Annotated in this window: 15 protein-coding genes; 12 read left to right on the forward strand and 3 right to left on the reverse strand. The window is 62.5% G+C overall.

Annotated features, from left to right (window positions below; translation table 11 throughout):
• Positions 1–4: 4 nt before the first annotated feature.
• The 6 genes from prpC to F8197_RS25490 all read left to right on the forward strand — a co-directional run bounded on the left by prpC (position 5) and on the right by F8197_RS25490 (position 9,363).
• The gene (prpC, locus tag F8197_RS25465) at positions 5–1,156 is read left to right on the forward strand and encodes a 2-methylcitrate synthase (protein WP_056139145.1); all 1,152 of its coding nucleotides are present in this window, start codon (positions 5–7) and stop codon (positions 1,154–1,156) included.
• A gap of 11 nt (positions 1,157–1,167) precedes the next feature.
• Positions 1,168–3,765, forward strand: a complete 2,598-nt coding sequence (acnD, locus tag F8197_RS25470; protein ID WP_152884667.1) for a Fe/S-dependent 2-methylisocitrate dehydratase AcnD — start codon at positions 1,168–1,170, stop codon at positions 3,763–3,765.
• A 15-nt stretch (positions 3,766–3,780) separates the two neighbouring features.
• Positions 3,781–4,977, forward strand: coding sequence for a 2-methylaconitate cis-trans isomerase PrpF (prpF, locus tag F8197_RS25475; protein WP_152884523.1), 1,197 nt, complete (start codon positions 3,781–3,783; stop codon positions 4,975–4,977).
• Between the two features lie 98 nt (positions 4,978–5,075).
• Positions 5,076–5,384 carry a DUF485 domain-containing protein gene (locus tag F8197_RS25480; protein WP_056139198.1) on the forward strand — a complete coding sequence of 103 codons (309 nt, stop codon included), beginning with the start codon at positions 5,076–5,078 and terminating at the stop codon, positions 5,382–5,384.
• Complete coding sequence (locus F8197_RS25485; RefSeq protein ID WP_056139153.1) at positions 5,381–7,057, forward strand: cation acetate symporter; 1,677 nt, start codon at positions 5,381–5,383, stop codon at positions 7,055–7,057. Before F8197_RS25480 ends, F8197_RS25485 begins: the two co-directional genes overlap by 4 nt.
• A gap of 149 nt (positions 7,058–7,206) precedes the next feature.
• On the forward strand, positions 7,207–9,363 hold the full coding sequence (locus F8197_RS25490) for a bifunctional diguanylate cyclase/phosphodiesterase (RefSeq protein WP_227012407.1): 2,157 nt from the start codon (positions 7,207–7,209) through the stop codon (positions 9,361–9,363).
• A 3-nt stretch (positions 9,364–9,366) separates the two neighbouring features.
• On the opposite strand, the gene xth is transcribed toward F8197_RS25490, so the two are convergent.
• Positions 9,367–10,131, reverse strand: a complete 765-nt coding sequence (xth, locus tag F8197_RS25495; protein ID WP_152884669.1) for an exodeoxyribonuclease III — start codon at positions 10,129–10,131, stop codon at positions 9,367–9,369.
• A gap of 555 nt (positions 10,132–10,686) precedes the next feature.
• Here xth and F8197_RS25500 point away from each other — a divergent pair.
• Genes F8197_RS25500 through F8197_RS25510 form a run of 3 tightly spaced genes read left to right on the forward strand, consistent with a single transcriptional unit; the run spans position 10,687 to position 11,701 of the window.
• A complete protein-coding gene (locus F8197_RS25500) occupies positions 10,687–10,980 on the forward strand; it encodes a hypothetical protein (RefSeq protein WP_227012408.1) in 294 nt (97 codons plus the stop codon).
• A gap of 8 nt (positions 10,981–10,988) precedes the next feature.
• Positions 10,989–11,180 carry a DUF1653 domain-containing protein gene (locus tag F8197_RS25505; RefSeq protein WP_152884525.1) on the forward strand — a complete coding sequence of 64 codons (192 nt, stop codon included), beginning with the start codon at positions 10,989–10,991 and terminating at the stop codon, positions 11,178–11,180.
• 59 nt (positions 11,181–11,239) lie between these two features.
• Positions 11,240–11,701: a hypothetical protein gene (locus F8197_RS25510; RefSeq protein WP_152884527.1), complete on the forward strand. Its 462-nt coding sequence runs from the start codon at positions 11,240–11,242 to the stop codon at positions 11,699–11,701.
• Positions 11,702–11,748: 47 nt separating this feature from the next.
• Here F8197_RS25510 and F8197_RS25515 read toward each other — a convergent pair whose 3' ends face one another.
• A complete protein-coding gene (locus F8197_RS25515) occupies positions 11,749–13,251 on the reverse strand; it encodes a leucyl aminopeptidase (RefSeq protein ID WP_152884528.1) in 1,503 nt (500 codons plus the stop codon).
• Between the two features lie 125 nt (positions 13,252–13,376).
• Here F8197_RS25515 and lptF point away from each other — a divergent pair, with 125 nt between their 5' ends.
• Genes lptF through F8197_RS25530 form a run of 3 tightly spaced genes read left to right on the forward strand, consistent with a single transcriptional unit; the run spans position 13,377 to position 16,051 of the window.
• Complete coding sequence (gene lptF, locus F8197_RS25520; protein WP_152884530.1) at positions 13,377–14,516, forward strand: LPS export ABC transporter permease LptF; 1,140 nt, start codon at positions 13,377–13,379, stop codon at positions 14,514–14,516.
• Positions 14,513–15,682 carry an LPS export ABC transporter permease LptG gene (gene lptG / locus F8197_RS25525; RefSeq protein ID WP_019921903.1) on the forward strand — a complete coding sequence of 390 codons (1,170 nt, stop codon included), beginning with the start codon at positions 14,513–14,515 and terminating at the stop codon, positions 15,680–15,682. Before lptF ends, lptG begins: the two co-directional genes overlap by 4 nt.
• Positions 15,683–16,051 (forward strand): sirohydrochlorin chelatase, encoded by a 369-nt coding sequence (locus tag F8197_RS25530; protein WP_152884533.1) that lies wholly within the window; start codon positions 15,683–15,685, stop codon positions 16,049–16,051. It begins immediately after the preceding gene.
• Positions 16,052–16,154: 103 nt separating this feature from the next.
• Here the strand turns inward: F8197_RS25530 and F8197_RS25535 are convergent, their stop codons facing one another.
• The gene (locus F8197_RS25535) at positions 16,155–16,922 is read right to left on the reverse strand and encodes a glutaminyl-peptide cyclotransferase (protein ID WP_373996976.1); all 768 of its coding nucleotides are present in this window, start codon (positions 16,920–16,922) and stop codon (positions 16,155–16,157) included.
• Positions 16,923–16,927 lie beyond the last annotated feature (5 nt).

A 16,927-nucleotide genomic window follows, 5' to 3' on the forward strand; every position in this document is an offset into this window, starting at 1 on the left:
CACCATGACCGACACCACCACCACCTTCAAACCGAAAAAATCCGTCGCCCTGTCCGGCGTGGCGGCCGGGAATACCGCGCTGTGCTCCGTCGGCAAGACCGGCAATGACCTGCACTACCGCGGTTACGACATCCTCGACCTGGCCACCACCAGCGAGTTCGAGGAAATCGCCTACCTGCTGGTGCACGGCAAGCTGCCCAACGACGGCGAGCTGCGCGGCTACAAGGCCAAACTGCGTTCGCTGCGCGGCCTGCCGCAGGCTGTCAAGTCCGCGCTGGAAGCCTTGCCGGCCGCCGCCCACCCGATGGACGTGATGCGCACCGGCGCCTCGGTGCTCGGCTGCGTGCTGCCGGAAAAGGACGACCACAATGTGCCCGGTGCGCGCGACATCGCCGACCGTCTGATGGCGTCGTTCGGCTCGATGCTGCTGTACTGGTACCACTACAGCCATAACGGCAAGCGCATCGACGTGGAAACCGACGACGATTCGATCGGCGGTCACTTCCTGCACCTGCTGCACGGCTTCAAGCCGCCCGCGAGCTGGGTGCGCGCCATGCACACGTCACTGATCCTGTACGCCGAACACGAATTCAACGCGTCCACCTTTACCGGTCGCGTGATCGCGGGCACGGGTTCGGACATGCACTCGGCGATCACCGGCGCCATCGGCGCACTGCGCGGTCCCAAGCACGGCGGCGCCAACGAGTTCGCGTTCGAGATCCAGAAGCGCTACGAAAACGCCGACGAAGCGGAAGCCGACATCCGCAACCGCGTGGCCAACAAGGAAGTGGTGATCGGCTTCGGCCACCCTGTGTACACGATTTCCGATCCGCGCAACGTGGTCATCAAGGAGGTGGCGCGCCAACTGTCGCAGGACGGCGGCTCGATGAAAATGTTCGACATTGCCGAGCGGCTCGAAACCGTGATGTGGGACGTGAAAAAAATGTTCCCCAACCTGGACTGGTTCTCGGCCGTGTCGTACCACATGATGGGCGTGCCCACCGCGATGTTCACGCCGCTGTTCGTCATTTCGCGCACGTCCGGCTGGGCCGCGCACGTGATCGAGCAGCGCATCGACAACAAGATCATTCGCCCCAGCGCCAACTACGTCGGCCCGGAAGACCTGCAATTCGTACCGATCAAGGACCGTTCGTAATGACTACGCCAATGAACACGCAATACCGCAAACCGCTGCCCGGCACCACGCTCGACTACTTCGACGCGCGCGCTGCCGTCGATGCGATCGAACCGGGCGCCTGGGCCGGGTTGCCTTATACCTCGCGCGTGCTGGCTGAAAACATGGTGCGCCGCTGCGATCCCGCCACGCTCGATGCCTCGCTGTCGCAACTGATCGAACGCCGGCGCGATCTCGACTTCCCGTGGTTCCCGGCGCGCGTGGTCTGCCACGACATCCTCGGTCAGACCGCGCTGGTGGACCTGGCCGGCCTGCGCGACGCCATTGCCCTGCAGGGCGGCGATCCGGCGCTGGTCAACCCGGTGGTGCCCACCCAACTGGTGGTGGACCATTCGCTGGCGGTGGAGTGCGGCGGCTTCGATCCCGATGCCTTTACCAAGAACCGCGCCATCGAGGACCGCCGCAACGAGGACCGGTTCGACTTCATCGACTGGACCAAGAAGGCATTCAAGAATGTCGATGTGATCCCGCCCGGTAACGGCATCCTGCACCAGATCAACCTCGAACGCATGTCGCCGGTGATCCAGGCGCAGGACGGCGTGGCCTTTCCCGATACCCTGGTCGGCACCGACTCGCACACGCCGATGGTCGATGCGCTGGGCGTGATCGCCATCGGCGTGGGTGGCCTGGAAGCGGAAAGCGTGATGCTGGGCCGCGCCTCGTGGATGCGCCTGCCCGACATCATCGGCGTGGAACTGACCGGCAAACCGGGACCCGGCATTACCGCCACCGACACCGTGCTGGCGCTGACCGAATTCCTGCGCCAGCAAAAAGTGGTGTCGTCGTACCTGGAGTTCTACGGCGAAGGGGCTGCCCACCTCACGCTGGGCGACCGCGCCACCATCTCCAACATGGCGCCCGAATATGGTTCGACCGCCGCCATGTTCTACATCGACGAGCAGACCATCAAGTACCTGCGCCTGACCGGTCGCGACGAGGAAACCGTCAAGCTGGTGGAAACCTATGCGAAAGAGGCCGGCCTGTGGGCCGACGCGCTGGCCACCGCGCGATACGAGCGCGTACTGACGTTCGACCTGTCGTCGGTGGTGCGCAATATCGCCGGACCATCGAACCCGCACAGCCGCGTGCCGACGTCGGAACTTGCAGCACGCGGCATCAGCGGCGTGGTGGAAAACGAACCGGGCCTGATGCCCGATGGCGCCTGTATCATCGCGGCCATTACCAGCTGCACCAACACCAACAACCCGCGCAACATGATTGCCGCCGGCCTGCTGGCCCGCAATGCCAACGCGCGCGGCCTGACGCGCAAACCATGGGTCAAGTCCTCGCTGGCGCCCGGTTCCAAGACCGTCACGTTGTACCTGGAAGCAGCGGGCCTGATGCCCGAGCTGGAACGACTGGGCTTTGGCGTGGTGGCCTACGCCTGCACGTCGTGCAATGGCATGTCCGGCGCGCTCGATCCCGTGATCCAGCAGGAAGTCATCGCGCGCGATTTGTATGCCACCGCCGTCCTGTCGGGCAACCGCAATTTCGATGGCCGCATCCACCCGTATGCCAAGCAGGCCTTTTTGGCCTCGCCGCCGCTGGTGGTGGCGTATGCGATTGCCGGCACCATCCGCTTCGATATCGAAAAGGACGTGCTGGGCGTGGATGCCGCCGGCTGTCCGGTCAAACTGGCCGACATCTGGCCGTCGGACGCCGAGATCGACGCCGTGGTCGCGGCCAGTGTGAAACCCGAACAGTTCCGCAAGGTGTACATCCCGATGTTCGCGCGCGAAGCTGACGACGGCGTGGCAGTGAGTCCGCTGTACGACTGGCGCCCGCAAACGACCTACATCCGCCGCCCGCCGTACTGGGAAGGCGCGCTGGCGGGCGCCCGGTCGCTCACCGGCATGCGTCCGCTGGCGCTGCTCGGCGATAACATCACCACTGACCACCTGTCGCCGTCGAACGCCATCATGGCCGACAGCGCGGCGGGCGAGTACCTGGCCAGAATGGGTTTGCCGGAAGAGGACTTCAATTCGTACGCCACCCATCGCGGCGACCACCTGACCGCGCAGCGCGCCACGTTCGCCAACCCCACCCTGAAAAACGAGATGGTGCGCGGCGCGGACGGCAAGGTCATGGCCGGTTCGCTGGCGCGCGTGGAGCCGGAAGGCACGGTCACGCGCATGTGGGAAGCCATTGAGACCTACATGGAGCGCAAGCAGCCGCTGATCGTGGTGGCTGGCGCCGACTATGGCCAGGGTTCCTCGCGCGACTGGGCCGCCAAGGGCGTGCGCCTGGCCGGCGTGGAAGCGATTGCCGCCGAAGGCTTCGAGCGCATCCACCGCACCAACCTGGTGGGCATGGGCGTGCTGCCGCTGGAATTCACGCCCGGCGTCAATCGCCTGACGCTGGCGCTGGACGGTACCGAAACCTACGACGTGGTGGGTGAACGTACGCCGCGCGCCATGCTCACGCTGGTGATTCACCGTCGCAACGGAGAGCGGGTGGAAACGCCGGTGATCTGCCGGCTCGACACCCAGGAAGAAGTGTCGATCTACGAAGCGGGCGGCGTGCTGCAGCGCTTTGCCCAGGACTTCCTGCAACAGCATAAAACAGCATAAAACAGCATAGGCCGCATGATGAACCAACAGACGAAGATTCCCGCCACCTATATGCGTGGCGGTACCAGCAAGGGCGTGTTCTTCCGCCTGCAAGACCTGCCGCTTGACGCGCAAACCCCGGGCGCGGCGCGCGACGCGCTGCTGCTGCGCGTGATCGGCAGCCCCGACCCCTACGGCAAGCAGATCGACGGCATGGGCAACGGCACGTCGAGCACCAGCAAGGCCGTGATCGTAGCGCCGGCGACCAGGCCGGATCACGACGTTGACTACCTGTTCGGCCAGGTCGCCATCGACCGGCCGTTCGTGGACTGGAGCGGCAATTGCGGCAACCTGTCGGCCGCCGTGGGTGCATTTGCGATTCAGTCAGGCCTGGTCGATGCCGCACGGGTGCCGCACGATGGCGTGGCCGTGGTGCGCATCTGGCAGGCCAATATCGGCAAGACCATCATCGCCCATATTCCGATGACGGCAGGGCAGGTGCAGGAGCTGGGCGACTTCGAACTCGATGGCGTGACCTTCCCGGCGGCGGAAGTGGTGCTCGAATTCCTCGACCCGGCAGCGGACGAGGAGGGCAGCGGCGCCAATAGCACCAATAGCACCAATAGCGCCATGTTCCCCACCGGGCGCGTGATCGACGACCTCGAGGTGCCCGGCATCGGCACGCTGCGCGCCACCATGATCAACGCCGGCATCCCCACCATCTTCATCGAGGCGCAGGCGGTGGGCTGCACCGGCACCGAACTGCAGGACGCGATCAATGGCGATGCGCGCGCGCTGGCCATGTTCGAAACCATCCGCGCGCACGGCGCCGTGCGCATGGGCCTGGTGCAAACCCTGGAACAGGCCGCACAACGCCAGCACACGCCCAAGGTGGCCTTCGTGGCGCCGCCGGTGTCGTACACGGCGTCGAGCGGCAGGCAGGTGGACGCAGGCGACATCGACCTGCTGGTGCGCGCGCTTTCGATGGGCAAACTGCACCACGCCATGATGGGCACAGCCGCCGTGGCCATCGGCGCGGCGGCCGCCATTCCCGGCACGCTGGTCAACCTGGCGGCCGGCGGCGGCGAGCGCGCTGCCGTGCGCTTCGGCCATCCGTCGGGCACCCTGCGCGTGGGCGCCGCTGCGGTGCAAAAAAATGGCGAGTGGAGCGTGGTGAAAGCGGTGATGAGCCGCAGCGCGCGCATCCTGATGGAAGGATGGGTGAGGGCGTAAGTAATAACAGTGCGTGTAAGCCAGCGGTAAGTCTCGCAGCTTATTGTGGGTTCAAGCTCAGCTAAATGGGCAGGTTCCTCAATAAATGGAGACAGATGATGCAAGACGATTTGGTTCAAAAAATCAAAGCCGACCCCAATTACCATAAGCTGGTCAAGGCGCGTTCCCGGTTCGGCTGGATACTGACCGCGCTGATGATGGTGGTCTATTACGGCTACATCCTCCTGATCGCGTTCGACAAAGAACTGCTGGCTGCCAAAACCGGCGACGGCGTGATGACGTGGGGCATGCCGATCGGCCTGTTCGTGATCGTCTTCACCGTCATCATCACCGGCATCTACGTGCGTCGCGCCAACCGCGAATACGACGATCTCACCACCGCCATCGCCGCACGGGTGAAAGCATGAGCGCCTCGAACCGTCAACTGGCGGTCGTCGCTTCCGCACTGATCGGCGCCGCAGTCAGCGGCGTCGTGTACGCCGCCGGCGGCGACTTGGGCCAGGCCACCAAGCAGGCCACCAACTGGACCGCGATTGCCATGTTCGGCGTGTTCGTGCTGTTCACGCTGTGGGTCACCAAGTGGGCTGCCGCCAAGACCAAGTCGGCCGCCGACTTCTATACCGCCGGTGGCGGCATTACCGGTTTCCAGAACGGTCTGGCGATTGCCGGCGACTTCATGTCGGCAGCATCGTTCCTCGGTATTTCCGCCGCCGTGTTCCTGAACGGCTACGATGGCCTGATCTACGCCATCGGCTTCCTGGTCGGCTGGCCCGTCATCACGTTCCTGATGGCAGAGCGCCTGCGCAACCTGGGCCGCTTCACCTTTGCCGACGTTGCCGCTTACCGCTTCGCGCAAAAGCCGATCCGCATTTTCGCCGCTTCCGGCACGCTGGTGGTGGTGGCGTTCTACCTGATCGCGCAGATGGTCGGCGCCGGCCAGTTGATCAAGCTGCTGTTCGGCCTCGAATACTGGATCGCGGTCGTGCTGGTTGGTACCTTGATGATGATTTACGTGCTGTTCGGCGGCATGACCGCCACCACCTGGGTGCAGATCATCAAGGCCGTGATGCTGCTGGGCGGTGCGAGCTTCATGGCGCTGGCCGTGCTGGCGCAGTTCAGCTTCAGCCCTGAAAAACTGTTTGCCAAGGCCGTGGAAGTCCACGCCAACAAGGACGCCATCATGGGCCCGGGCACGTTCATCAAGGATCCAATTTCGGCGATCTCGTTCGGTATGGCGCTGATGTTCGGTACCGCCGGCCTGCCGCACATCCTGATGCGTTTCTTCACCGTCCCGAACGCGAAAGAAGCACGCAAATCGGTCCTGTGGGCCACGACCTGGATCGGCTACTTCTACGTGCTGACCTTCATCATCGGTTTCGGCGCCATCGTTTTGGTCGGCACCAATCCGGAATTCAAGGATGCCGCCGGCAAGCTCCTGGGCGGTAACAACATGGCAGCGGTTCACCTGGCCAAGGCCGTGGGCGGCGACGTCTTCCTCGGCTTCATTTCGGCCGTGGCATTTGCCACCATCCTGGCGGTGGTTGCGGGCCTGACCCTGTCCGGCGCGTCGGCGGTATCGCACGATATCTACGCCACCGTGATCAAGAAGGGCAAGGCCACCGGCGCCGACGAACTGCGCGTCTCGAAAATCACCACCATCGCGCTCGGTATCGTCGCCGTGGTGCTGGGCATCGTGTTCGAGAAGCAGAACATCGCGTTCATGGTTTCGCTGGCATTTGCAATCGCCGCTTCGGCCAACTTCCCAGTACTGTTCATGTCGGTGCTGTGGAAAGACTGTACCACCCGTGGCGCAACCGTCGGCGGCTTCCTCGGCCTGTTCACCGCCGTGGGACTGACCGTGGTGTCGAAGTCGGTGTGGGTGGACGTGTTCGGCAAGGCCGAGCCGCTGTTCCCGTACGCGTCGCCAGCCATCTTCTCGATGGCGGTCGGCTTCATCGGCATCTGGCTGTTCTCGATCACCGACAAGGGCCCGCGTGCGCGCATCGACCGCGATGGCTTCGAAGCACAGACCGTGCGTTCGGAAACCGGTATCGGCGCGGACGGCGCCAGCGGCCACTGATCACGTGCCACCAGTAGTAGCGTTGTAACGACAATGCCCGGTATTTGCCGGGCATTGTCGTTTTATCCACCCCAAAGCCCTGAAGATGGTTTAACATCTGTCAACTAACAATAATAAGTTGTCATGTTTGCGGATTTTTCAGGGGCCTTATGTTGACCAATACGGATTTTGTCGCCGGCGCACTCGTGCTGATCGGCGTCCCCGCCTGCGCCTTTGGTGTGGACGGCACGGTCATGGCTGCCAATGCGGAGCTGGTGACTTTGCTCGGGCGCGATCCGTGCGGCGCGGGCGTGGACAAGCTGTTTACGCTGCACGTGCGCGAGGCCAGCGTGGCTCGCCTGGCCAGCGCCACGCCCGGCGTACGCTGGGATACCTACCTGACGCCCGCCAGCGGCCACTATTTCGCGGTGCAGGCCTGGGTCAAGCCGCTGCCGGCCGGCGCGCAAGTGCAGGGCGCGACCATCGTCTTCAACGACATCAGCGACGTGCGGCGCGACCAGCGTGCGCTGCACAATGCGCTGCTGGAAAACCAGGCCATCCTCGACAGCGCGGTGCTCGGCATCTCGGTCGTGGAGGAGGGCCGCAACCTGCATTGCAATACCAAGATGGAAGAACTGTTCGGCTATCCGCCGGGCGGCATGAACAACCTCAGTGTGCAGGCCTTCTATGCCGACAAGGATGCCTGGCAGGCGGCACGCGCCGAGACCATGCGCGACTTCACGGCTGGCCGCATCAACGTTTCCGAGTACGAGCTGGTACGCCGCGACGGCACGGTGTTCTGGGCGCGCCTGTCGGGCCGCCCGTTCGATCTTGCCCACCCGCGTGGCCGCTCGGTATGGCTGGTGGACGACATCACCGCACGGCGGGAGGCCGCCGAGGCGGTGAGCCGCGCGCGCGACGAGCTGGAAGTGCGGGTGCTCGAGCGCACCGCCGAACTGGCCGGCGCCAACGCCCTGCTGCAGGGCGAGATCATCGAGCGCCGCCAGGCCGAGGCCCGCGTGCATCACATGGCGTATCACGACAGTTTGACCGGCCTGCCCAACCGTGCGCTGTTGTCGGACCGGCTTGACCGCGCCATGCTCAATGCCCAGCGCTCGCAGCGCCAGCTGGCCGTGATGTTCATCGACCTCGATCGCTTCAAGACCATCAACGATTCGCTCGGCCACATGACCGGCGACCAGCTGCTCAAGGAAGTGGCCAACCGCCTGTGCTGCGCGGTGCGCGGCAGCGATACCGTGGCGCGCCTGGGCGGCGACGAGTTCGTGGTGCTGTTGCCGGGCATTGCCGACCCGGTTGAAGCCAGTGCAGTGGCCGAGCAGATCATCACCGCGCTCGACGAGAGCTTCCCGCTCGACGGGCGCAATCTGCACATCACCCCATCGATCGGTATTTGCATCTATCCCGACGATGGCGCCGATGTCGCCACGCTGATGCGCAACGCGGACACCGCGATGTACCACGCCAAGGCCACCGGCAGGAATAATTACCAGTACTTCCAGCCGGTGATGAACCAGGCGGCGGCCCAGTATTTCGAACTCGAATCGAACCTGCGCAACGCGCTGGCGCGCGACCAGTTCTCGCTGCACTTCCAGCCCATCATCGATATCGGCACGCGCCGCCTGCACGCGATGGAAGTTCTGCTGCGCTGGCGCCGGGACGAGCATGACCTGGTGCTGCCCGACAGCTTCATTCCCATCATCGAGGACAATGGCCTGATCGTACCGATCGGCGAATGGGTGATTCGCCAGGCGTGCGAGCAGAGCATGGCGTGGCTGCGCGCGGGCTTGCAGCCGGTACCGCTGGCGGTCAATTTGTCGGCGCGCCAGTTCACGCATGGCGCCCTGGTGGCGACGGTGCGGCGCATCCTCGACGAAACCGGCATCGATCCGGCACTGCTGGAATTCGAGATTACCGAGACGGCGCTGATGCAGCACGGCGAACAGACCCAGGAAATCCTCGAACAGATCAATGCCATGGGAATCCGCCTGTCGATCGACGATTTCGGCACCGGCTATTCGAGCCTGGCCTATTTGAAGCGCTTCCCGGTCAAGAAGATCAAGATCGACCGCGCGTTCATCAAGGATTTGCCCACCAGCGCCGAGGACCGCGCCATCGTGGCAGCCATCATCGCCCTGTCGGGCAGCCTGCAGCTGTCGGTGGTGGCGGAAGGGGTGGAGAACGAAAGCCAGTACGCGCTGTTGCAGCGCCATGGTTGCCAGTTCGCCCAGGGCTTCCTGTTCTCCGAACCGGCGCCGCACCACGAAGTACGGTTGCTGCTGCCGCGCCTCGATGCGGCGCTGGCATAGACTTTACTCGATGGTGGCGATCACCGGGGTGTGGTCGGACGGCTGCTCCCACTTGCGCGGGGTACGGTCGATCACGCACGCCGTGCAGCGCTGCGCCAGCGCCGGCGACAGCAGGATGTGATCGATACGCAGGCCTTTGTTCAGGCGGAAGCCCAGGCCACGGTAGTCCCACCAGCTGAACGATTTTTCCGGTTGCTCGAACAGGCGGAAGGCGTCGGCCAGGCCGATATCGAGCAAACGGCGCAAGTGGGCGCGCTCCGGTTCCGACACGTGCACTTCGCCTTCCCACGCTGCCGGATCGTGGACATCGCGGTCTTCGGGGGCGATGTTGTAGTCGCCCATTACCGCCAGTTGCGTATGCTGCGCAGCTTCCTCGCCGATCCAGCGGTGAAAGGCGTCGAGCCAACCCATCTTGTATTGGTATTTCTCGGAGCCAACGCTCTGGCCATTGGGGACGTAGGCGCAGACGATCCGCATGCCGCCGATGGTCGCCGCCAGGATACGCTGTTGCGGATCGTCCAAATGAGGATTGTTCTTGACTACATCATTGATAGGCAGTTTTGACAAAATAGCCACACCATTGTAAGTTTTTTGCCCGGTGTAGGCGACGTGGTAGCCGGCCGCCTCGATCTGGGTGAACGGAAACTTGTCGTCAGTTAATTTTGTTTCCTGGATGCAGAGCACATCTATTGGATTTGCCTCTAGCCATGCCATAACGTGCGGCAGTCTTACGTTCAGTGAGTTAACATTCCATGTAGCTAATTTCATCACTAGTTAATGTCCTTGAAGAATTGTGGGCGCGGCGGTGCGCGATGAGTGGCGCATCTTACCGCAATCCGATTTAACAGATGAGGTTGTCTTAGTAGCAGCAATTGTGACGATTTTTCCAAGAAATGCTGGAATAACACTTCGCAATCCCGTTGCCAGCGCCTAAAATGTTGCAGAAATTGTGAAATGCTGAAAAAATTGCCAAATTTGTCTCTTAGTTATCAAAACTGAATCAATGGTGCGAGACAAAATAGCAAATAAGAAATATACTGTTACAAAATTAAGTCAAAACTAGTGTTGCCACTAAGCAACCTCAATTTAGCAATATTCCTTTATATTGGTTATTGGGCCGGTGCAATAAATGGTACTATACGGAAATATCTTGTAGTTTTAACAGTGAATTGCGCGTAGCGCATTTGCAAAGGAATAAAAATGCGAGCTGCATTTGAGGCATGGGCACAACGCGACGGACATATCGTTCGCCGTCGAGAAGACAAACCGGAAGAGTATCTGGTTTTTGAAACGCAACGTCGCTGGGTGATCTGGCAAGCTGCGTTGGAACATGGCAAAGTGCCTGGCGGCCGCAAGACCGCTGCGCAAAAAGAAGCCGCCGCTGCCGAAAAGCGCGCTGCCGAGGCGTTGCAACGCGGTACGGCAGTGAGCCAGGACGAAGCTGCCGTACGTAACCAGGTGCTCAACGAGGTGCTCGATGCATTCTCGTCGCTGGGCGGCCAGGGCGGCATGGACGACATTCTGAAAGTCGTCAACGACTTGAAGAAAAAGCAGCAGGAGCAAGCCAGCGAGCGCGCTTCGGTTGCCACCAAGTCGGCAGCCACCCAGAACGCCTGATCGTACCGATGAAGCGTTACCGGCATTACAAGGGCGGCCTGTACGAGCTGGTGTGCGAGGCTACCCTGGAAGCGGACTTGAGCACCATGATCGTCTACCGCGCTGCGGATGGATCGATCTGGTGTCGTCCTGCCGCCGTGTTTTTCGAGCTGATCGAGGTTGATGGCGTCAAAGTGCAACGCTTTACGCCTCTTGATTAAGAGAATCAATCTTCATCGGTCTTGATACACTGTCCCGGACTCCATTACCGAGACCGACCATGTATTTCCGTCCTCCCGCACGCGTGTACGTTCATGCACTGTCTGCACTGGCGGTGCTGACCAGTGCCGGCTGCGCTTCGCTGAGCGAACCCACCGAACAAAGCGTGCTGGTGCAAACCGTGCTTGACCATCGTCAAATCGGCGGCGTGGGCTGCGTGCTGTACAACGACGCCGGCAAGTGGTTCGTGACCACGCCGGGCCGCGTCACCTTGCGCAAGAGCTCGGCGCCTTTGCGCATCGACTGCAAGAAGGAAGGAGCAGGGTGGGCTTACGAGCGGGTCGATCCCAGGCCCAATGGCAACCTGTGGGGCAACCTGATCCTGACGGCTGGCGTCGGCTACTTCATCGACCAGAATACCGGCGCCGGTTACGATTTTCCATCGACGCTGACGGTCATCATGCGTCCCGCCGAGGAGCGCGACGAATTGCAGCCGCCATCACCGGGCGTGACGCTGTACTGACGTGGAAAAGGCAGACCGAAGTCTGCCTTTTTGCGGTGCGTCGTCGATTAGCCGCGCGTCGTACGATTGATCAGGAAGTTCGACAGCAGCGGCACCGGACGGCCGGTGGCGCCCTTGGCGCCGCCCGATTTCCAGGCCGTGCCGGCGATGTCGAGGTGCGCCCAGGTGTACTTGCGGGTGAAGTTCTCGAGGAAGGCCGCTGCCGTGCACGACGCGCCGCCCGGGGTGCCGATGTTGGCCAGGTCGGCGAAGTTGGACTTCAGCTGCTCGTTGTACTCTTCTCCGATCGGCAGGCGCCACGCGGTGTCGCCGGCGGCTTTGCCGGCCGCCATGATCTCGTCGGCCAGCGCGTTGTGGGCGTCGTCGTCGCGCGTGAACAGGCCGCTCTTGTGGTGGCCCAGCGCCACGATGCAGGCGCCGGTGAGCGTGGCCACGTCCAGCACCACGGCCGGGTTGAAGCGCTCTGCGTAGGTCAGTGCGTCGCACAGCACCAGGCGGCCTTCGGCGTCGGTGTTGAGGATCTCGATGGTGAGGCCGTTCATCGACGCGACGATGTCGCCCGGCTTGGTGGCGCGGCCCGACGGCATGTTCTCGCAGCTGGCGATCACGCCGATCACGTTGAGTTTCAGGTTCATCTCGCCGATGGCGCGCATGGTGCCCAGCACCGAAGCGGCGCCGCCCATGTCGTACTTCATCTCGTCCATGCCGGGACCGGCTTTGAGCGAAATGCCGCCGGTGTCGAAGGTGATGCCTTTACCGACCAGCACCACCGGCGCATCCTTGGCCTTGCCGCCCATGTGCTTGATGATGATGAACTTCGGCGGCTGCTCGCTGCCGTTGGTGACCGACAGGAAGCTGTTCATCTTCAGCGCTTCGAGCTGTTTGCGGTCCAGTACTTCGACGTCGAATTTGTAGTCCTTGCCCAGCTTCTTGGCGGTGTTGGCCAGGTGGGTAGGGGTGCAGATGTTGGCGGACAGGTTGCCCAGTTCCTTGGTCAGGTCCATGCCGTTGGCGATCGCCACGGCTTGCGCCAGTGCCAGCTTGATGTCGTTGGTGGCTGGCACGGCCAGCGCGACCTTCTTGACGCCTGCAGGCGCCGGATCCTTCTTGCTCTTCTGGCCGTCGGTACGGAACACGGCTTCGTGGCCGGTTTGCACCACGCAGCGGATCGCCCAATTGACGTCGCGCTCTTTCACTTCGGTCATCGGCAGTGCGATAATAGCGTCGCTCGCGCCCAGGGCGCTGAAGGCCTTGATGGCGGCCGAGACGCCGCTGGCGAAGCTTTTCTCGCTCACGGCTTCTTCACTACCCAGGCCCACCAGCAGCACGCGCTCGGCGGCCACGCCTTGCACGCCGCGCAGCAGCAGGGTGGTGCCGGCCTTGCCGGTGATGTCGCCGGACTTGAGCGCAGCCGAGATTTCACCGGAACCATCGAGGGCCTTGGCCGCTTGCGACAGCTTCTTGTTCTCGAAGACCGCGACGGCCACTACCCCGGCTTTTGCCGAGGCGATGGTGTTCTTTGTGTCGAATGCTTTTATGCTAAAGTCCATTTGATTCTCCGTGACGTGTGCGAATTTCCAGCCTGTCTTGGGTGTTTCGCCAGGCTGTTACTTTTAATTTTTTGGCCCTGTAATGAGCTATTACTCAAGCCATAACCACCAATTATAAACTTCGAATGATTTTTCAACGCGCCCTCCGACGAGAAATGGCCGCTGCGGCCGGCACCACCTTCACGGTGCTCTTCAGCGTCAGCGTGACCTGGACCCTGATCGGCATCCTCGGCAAGGCCGCCGGCGGCAAGGTCGATTCCGGCGACGTGCTGGCGCTGATCATGTTCGCGACCGTCAATTATCTGCCCACCATCCTCATCCTCACCAGTTTTATTTCGGTGCTGATGGTGGTCACGCGCACCTATCGCGATTCCGAAATGGTGGTGTGGTTTGCCTCGGGCCTGAGCCTCACGCGCTGGATCTGGCCCGTGCTCACCTTCGGCATTCCGATGGTGCTGCTCACCGCCGCCCTGAGCCTGGTGGCGGCGCCGTGGGCCAAGGAGAAAAGCTCCGAGTACGTCGAACGCTTCGCCAAGCGCGAAGACCTGCAAAAAGTCTCGCCTGGCCAGTTCCGCGAATCGTCGTCGGCCAACCGCATCTTTTTTGTTGAAGGCGTGGCCGGCGACACCTCGGTCGTGCACAACGTGTTCGTCAACACCGTCGATGAACGCGGCACCGCCGTCATCGTCGCGCGCGAAGGCGTGATCAGTACGGGCGCCAAGGGTGAGCGCTACCTGGTGCTCAAGAACGGCCGCCGCTACCAGGGCGTGCCGGGACAGTCCGACTTCCAGACCATGGAGTTCGAAAGCTACAGCATGCGCGTGGCCAGCCAGGCGCAGGAGCTCGACCCCGACAGCGACACCGACGCCATCCCGACCATGGCGCTGTTTGCCGATACCAGCAACTCCGGCCGCGCCGAACTGCTCTCGCGTATCGCCTCGCCGCTCACCTGCTTGCTGCTGGTGCTGCTGGCCATTCCGCTGGGGTTTGTCAATCCGCGCGCCGGCAGTTCGGCCAACCTGATCATCGCGCTGCTGATCTTCTTCTCGTATAACAACCTGGTCAAGCTGATGGAGGGCGTGGTCCAGGGCGGCAAAATCTCGTTCGCGCTGGGCTGGTGGCCGCTGCACCTGATCACCGCGCTGGTGGTGCTAGCCATGTTCGCCTGGCGCCTGAACCTGAACCATCCTTACCATCCGCTGGCCATGCTGGCGGCGATGAAACGCTCGCGCAGTGGCGCCGACAACAAGGCCGTCTCGCCATGAAAATCCTGCAACGCTATTTCGCCGTCTCGATCCTGCAGGCGGTTGCCTTCGTGCTGGTGGCCTTCCTGCTGCTGCAGGCTTTCCTCGACCTCACCGGCGAACTGCGCTCGGTCGGCAAGAACGGCTACACGCTGCAATACGCGCTGCTGTACGTGGCCGCGCGCATTCCCGGCTATGTGTACCGGGTGATGCCGGTAGCCTCGCTGATCGGCACCATCTACATCATGGCGCAGTTCGCGGCCACGTCGGAGTTCACCATCATGCGCGCGGCGTCCATGTCCACCGGCATGGTGGCTTGGATGCTGGCCAAGATCGGCATCGTGCTGGTAATTATCACCTTTATTTTCGGTGAGCTGATCACGCCGCGCACGGCGCCCATTGCCGACAAGATCAAGCTCAATTCGCGCGGCGCGGCGATTTCGTCCGAGTTCCGCTCCGGCCTGTGGACCAAGGATATCGTCAAGTCCGAGGGCATGACCGGCACCGTCACCGGTTCGCGCTTTTTCAATGTGCGCGAGGTGCGGCCCGATGGTTCGCTGGTGGACGTCAAGCTCTACGAATTCGATAACAGCTTCCGCCTGCGTTCGATCACCGCTGCCAAGCGCGGCACCTTCCAGGGCAATAACAACTGGCTGCTGTCGGACGTCACCGAAAACATCTTCACCAATCCGGCGCTGCTCAAGCCGGGCATGATCGCCAACCTGGAAAACAATTTCGGCCAGGAGTCGAGCCTGATCGAGACGCGCCATAGCGCCACCAGGGGGCTGATCTCGGAAATCACGCCGCGCATCCTGGCAGTGTCCGGCGCCGACCCGGATCGCATGTCGGCCAACGAACTGCTGGTCTACACCCGCCACCTGCAGGAAAACCGCCAGGAGACCGAGCGCTTCAAGATCGCGTTCTGGAAAAAGCTGTTCGACCCGCTGGCGATTTTCGTGCTGATGGCGCTGGCCCTGCCGTTCGGCTACCTGCACACCCGCAGCGGCGGCGTGAGTTTGAAAATTTTCGTCGGCATCATGATCGGCGTGAGCTTCCTGCTGGTGAATACCCTGTTCTCGCACCTTGGCGTGCTCAGTACCTGGCCCGCATTCCTGACGGCGCTGGCCCCCAGCTTGATATACCTGTTCCTGGCGCTCGGTGCGCTATGGTGGGTGGAAAGACATTAGATGACCAAGCAAGCCCTGATTTTATTTGCCCACGGCGCCCGCGCCGCATCCTGGGCCGCGCCGTTCGAACGACTGCGCGACCTCACGCGCGCACGCCTGCCCGAGACACAGGTGGAACTGGCCTTCCTCGAACTGATGGAACCGCGCCTGCCCGAGATGGTGGCGCAGATGGCTGCGCAAGGCGTTGCGGAAGTAACGGTGGTGCCGGTGTTTTTAGGGCAGGGCGGCCACGTTCTGCGCGACCTGCCGCTGATGGTCGAGCAGCTGCGCAGCGATCATCCGCAGCTGTCGTTCAAGGTGGTGGGGGCGGCCGGGGAAGATCCGGCCGTGTTGAATGCCCTGACCGACTACTGCGTCAACTCCCTGTAAGGCCGCTTCAGAGCAGCCAGCGCTTCGTTGTAGCTCCTTGCCGTGCTAACGCACTGTCTGCGTCGCTACGCCTCGCTCTGGCAGCTCTGAAGCGGCCTTATTATTAATGGCGCGGTACCAGCTTGATTTCGTAGAGCTTGGGCCACAGCTTGCCGGTCACGAACAGGCGTTTTTTTGCGGCGTCGTACGCAATGCCGTTGAGGACATTGTCGGCGGCCGGGCCCTTGCCTGCTTCCGCATACAGCTTGCCGAGATCGATCCAGCCGGTGATCTTGCCGGTCTTCTGGTCGATGCGGGCGATCGTGTTGGTCTGCCAGATATTGGCGAAGATTTCGTCGCCCACCACTTCCAGTTCGTTGAGCTGATCGACCGCGATGCCGTCGGCCGTCACTTTGACGCGCCGCACTTCCAGGAAGGTTTTCGGATCGAGGAAGCGCAGCGTGCTGCTGCCGTCGCTGAGCACCAGTTCCTTGCCGTTTTGCGCCAGGCCCCAGCCCTCGCCGGGGTAGGCGAATTCGTTCTTCGGTTCGAACGTTTTCAGGTCGAACACGAAGCCGGTCTGCGAGCGCCAGGTGATGCTCACCAGCGTGTCGTTCCAGTCGGTCATGCCCTCGCCGAAATACTGCGCCGGAATGTCGCGGCTTTGCAGCACCTTGCCGGTTTCCAGCTGCACCTTGCGGATGGTGGACTTGCCGTTCAGGCCCGTGCTCTCGTACAGAAAACCGTCGCGGTACAACAGGCCCTGGGTAAACGCCTGGGCGTCGTGCGGGTAGCTGTGGACGATCTTGAAGTCGTAGGTGGGGATCGCGGCTGCGGCAGATGTCGATATCAGCGCGGCGCAAAGGAAGAGGGACAGGCGGTTCTGGTTCACTGGGG

It is taken from the genome of Duganella sp. FT27W (assembly GCF_009295655.1).
Classification (GTDB): Bacteria; Pseudomonadota; Gammaproteobacteria; order Burkholderiales; family Burkholderiaceae_D; genus Rugamonas; species Rugamonas zoogloeoides.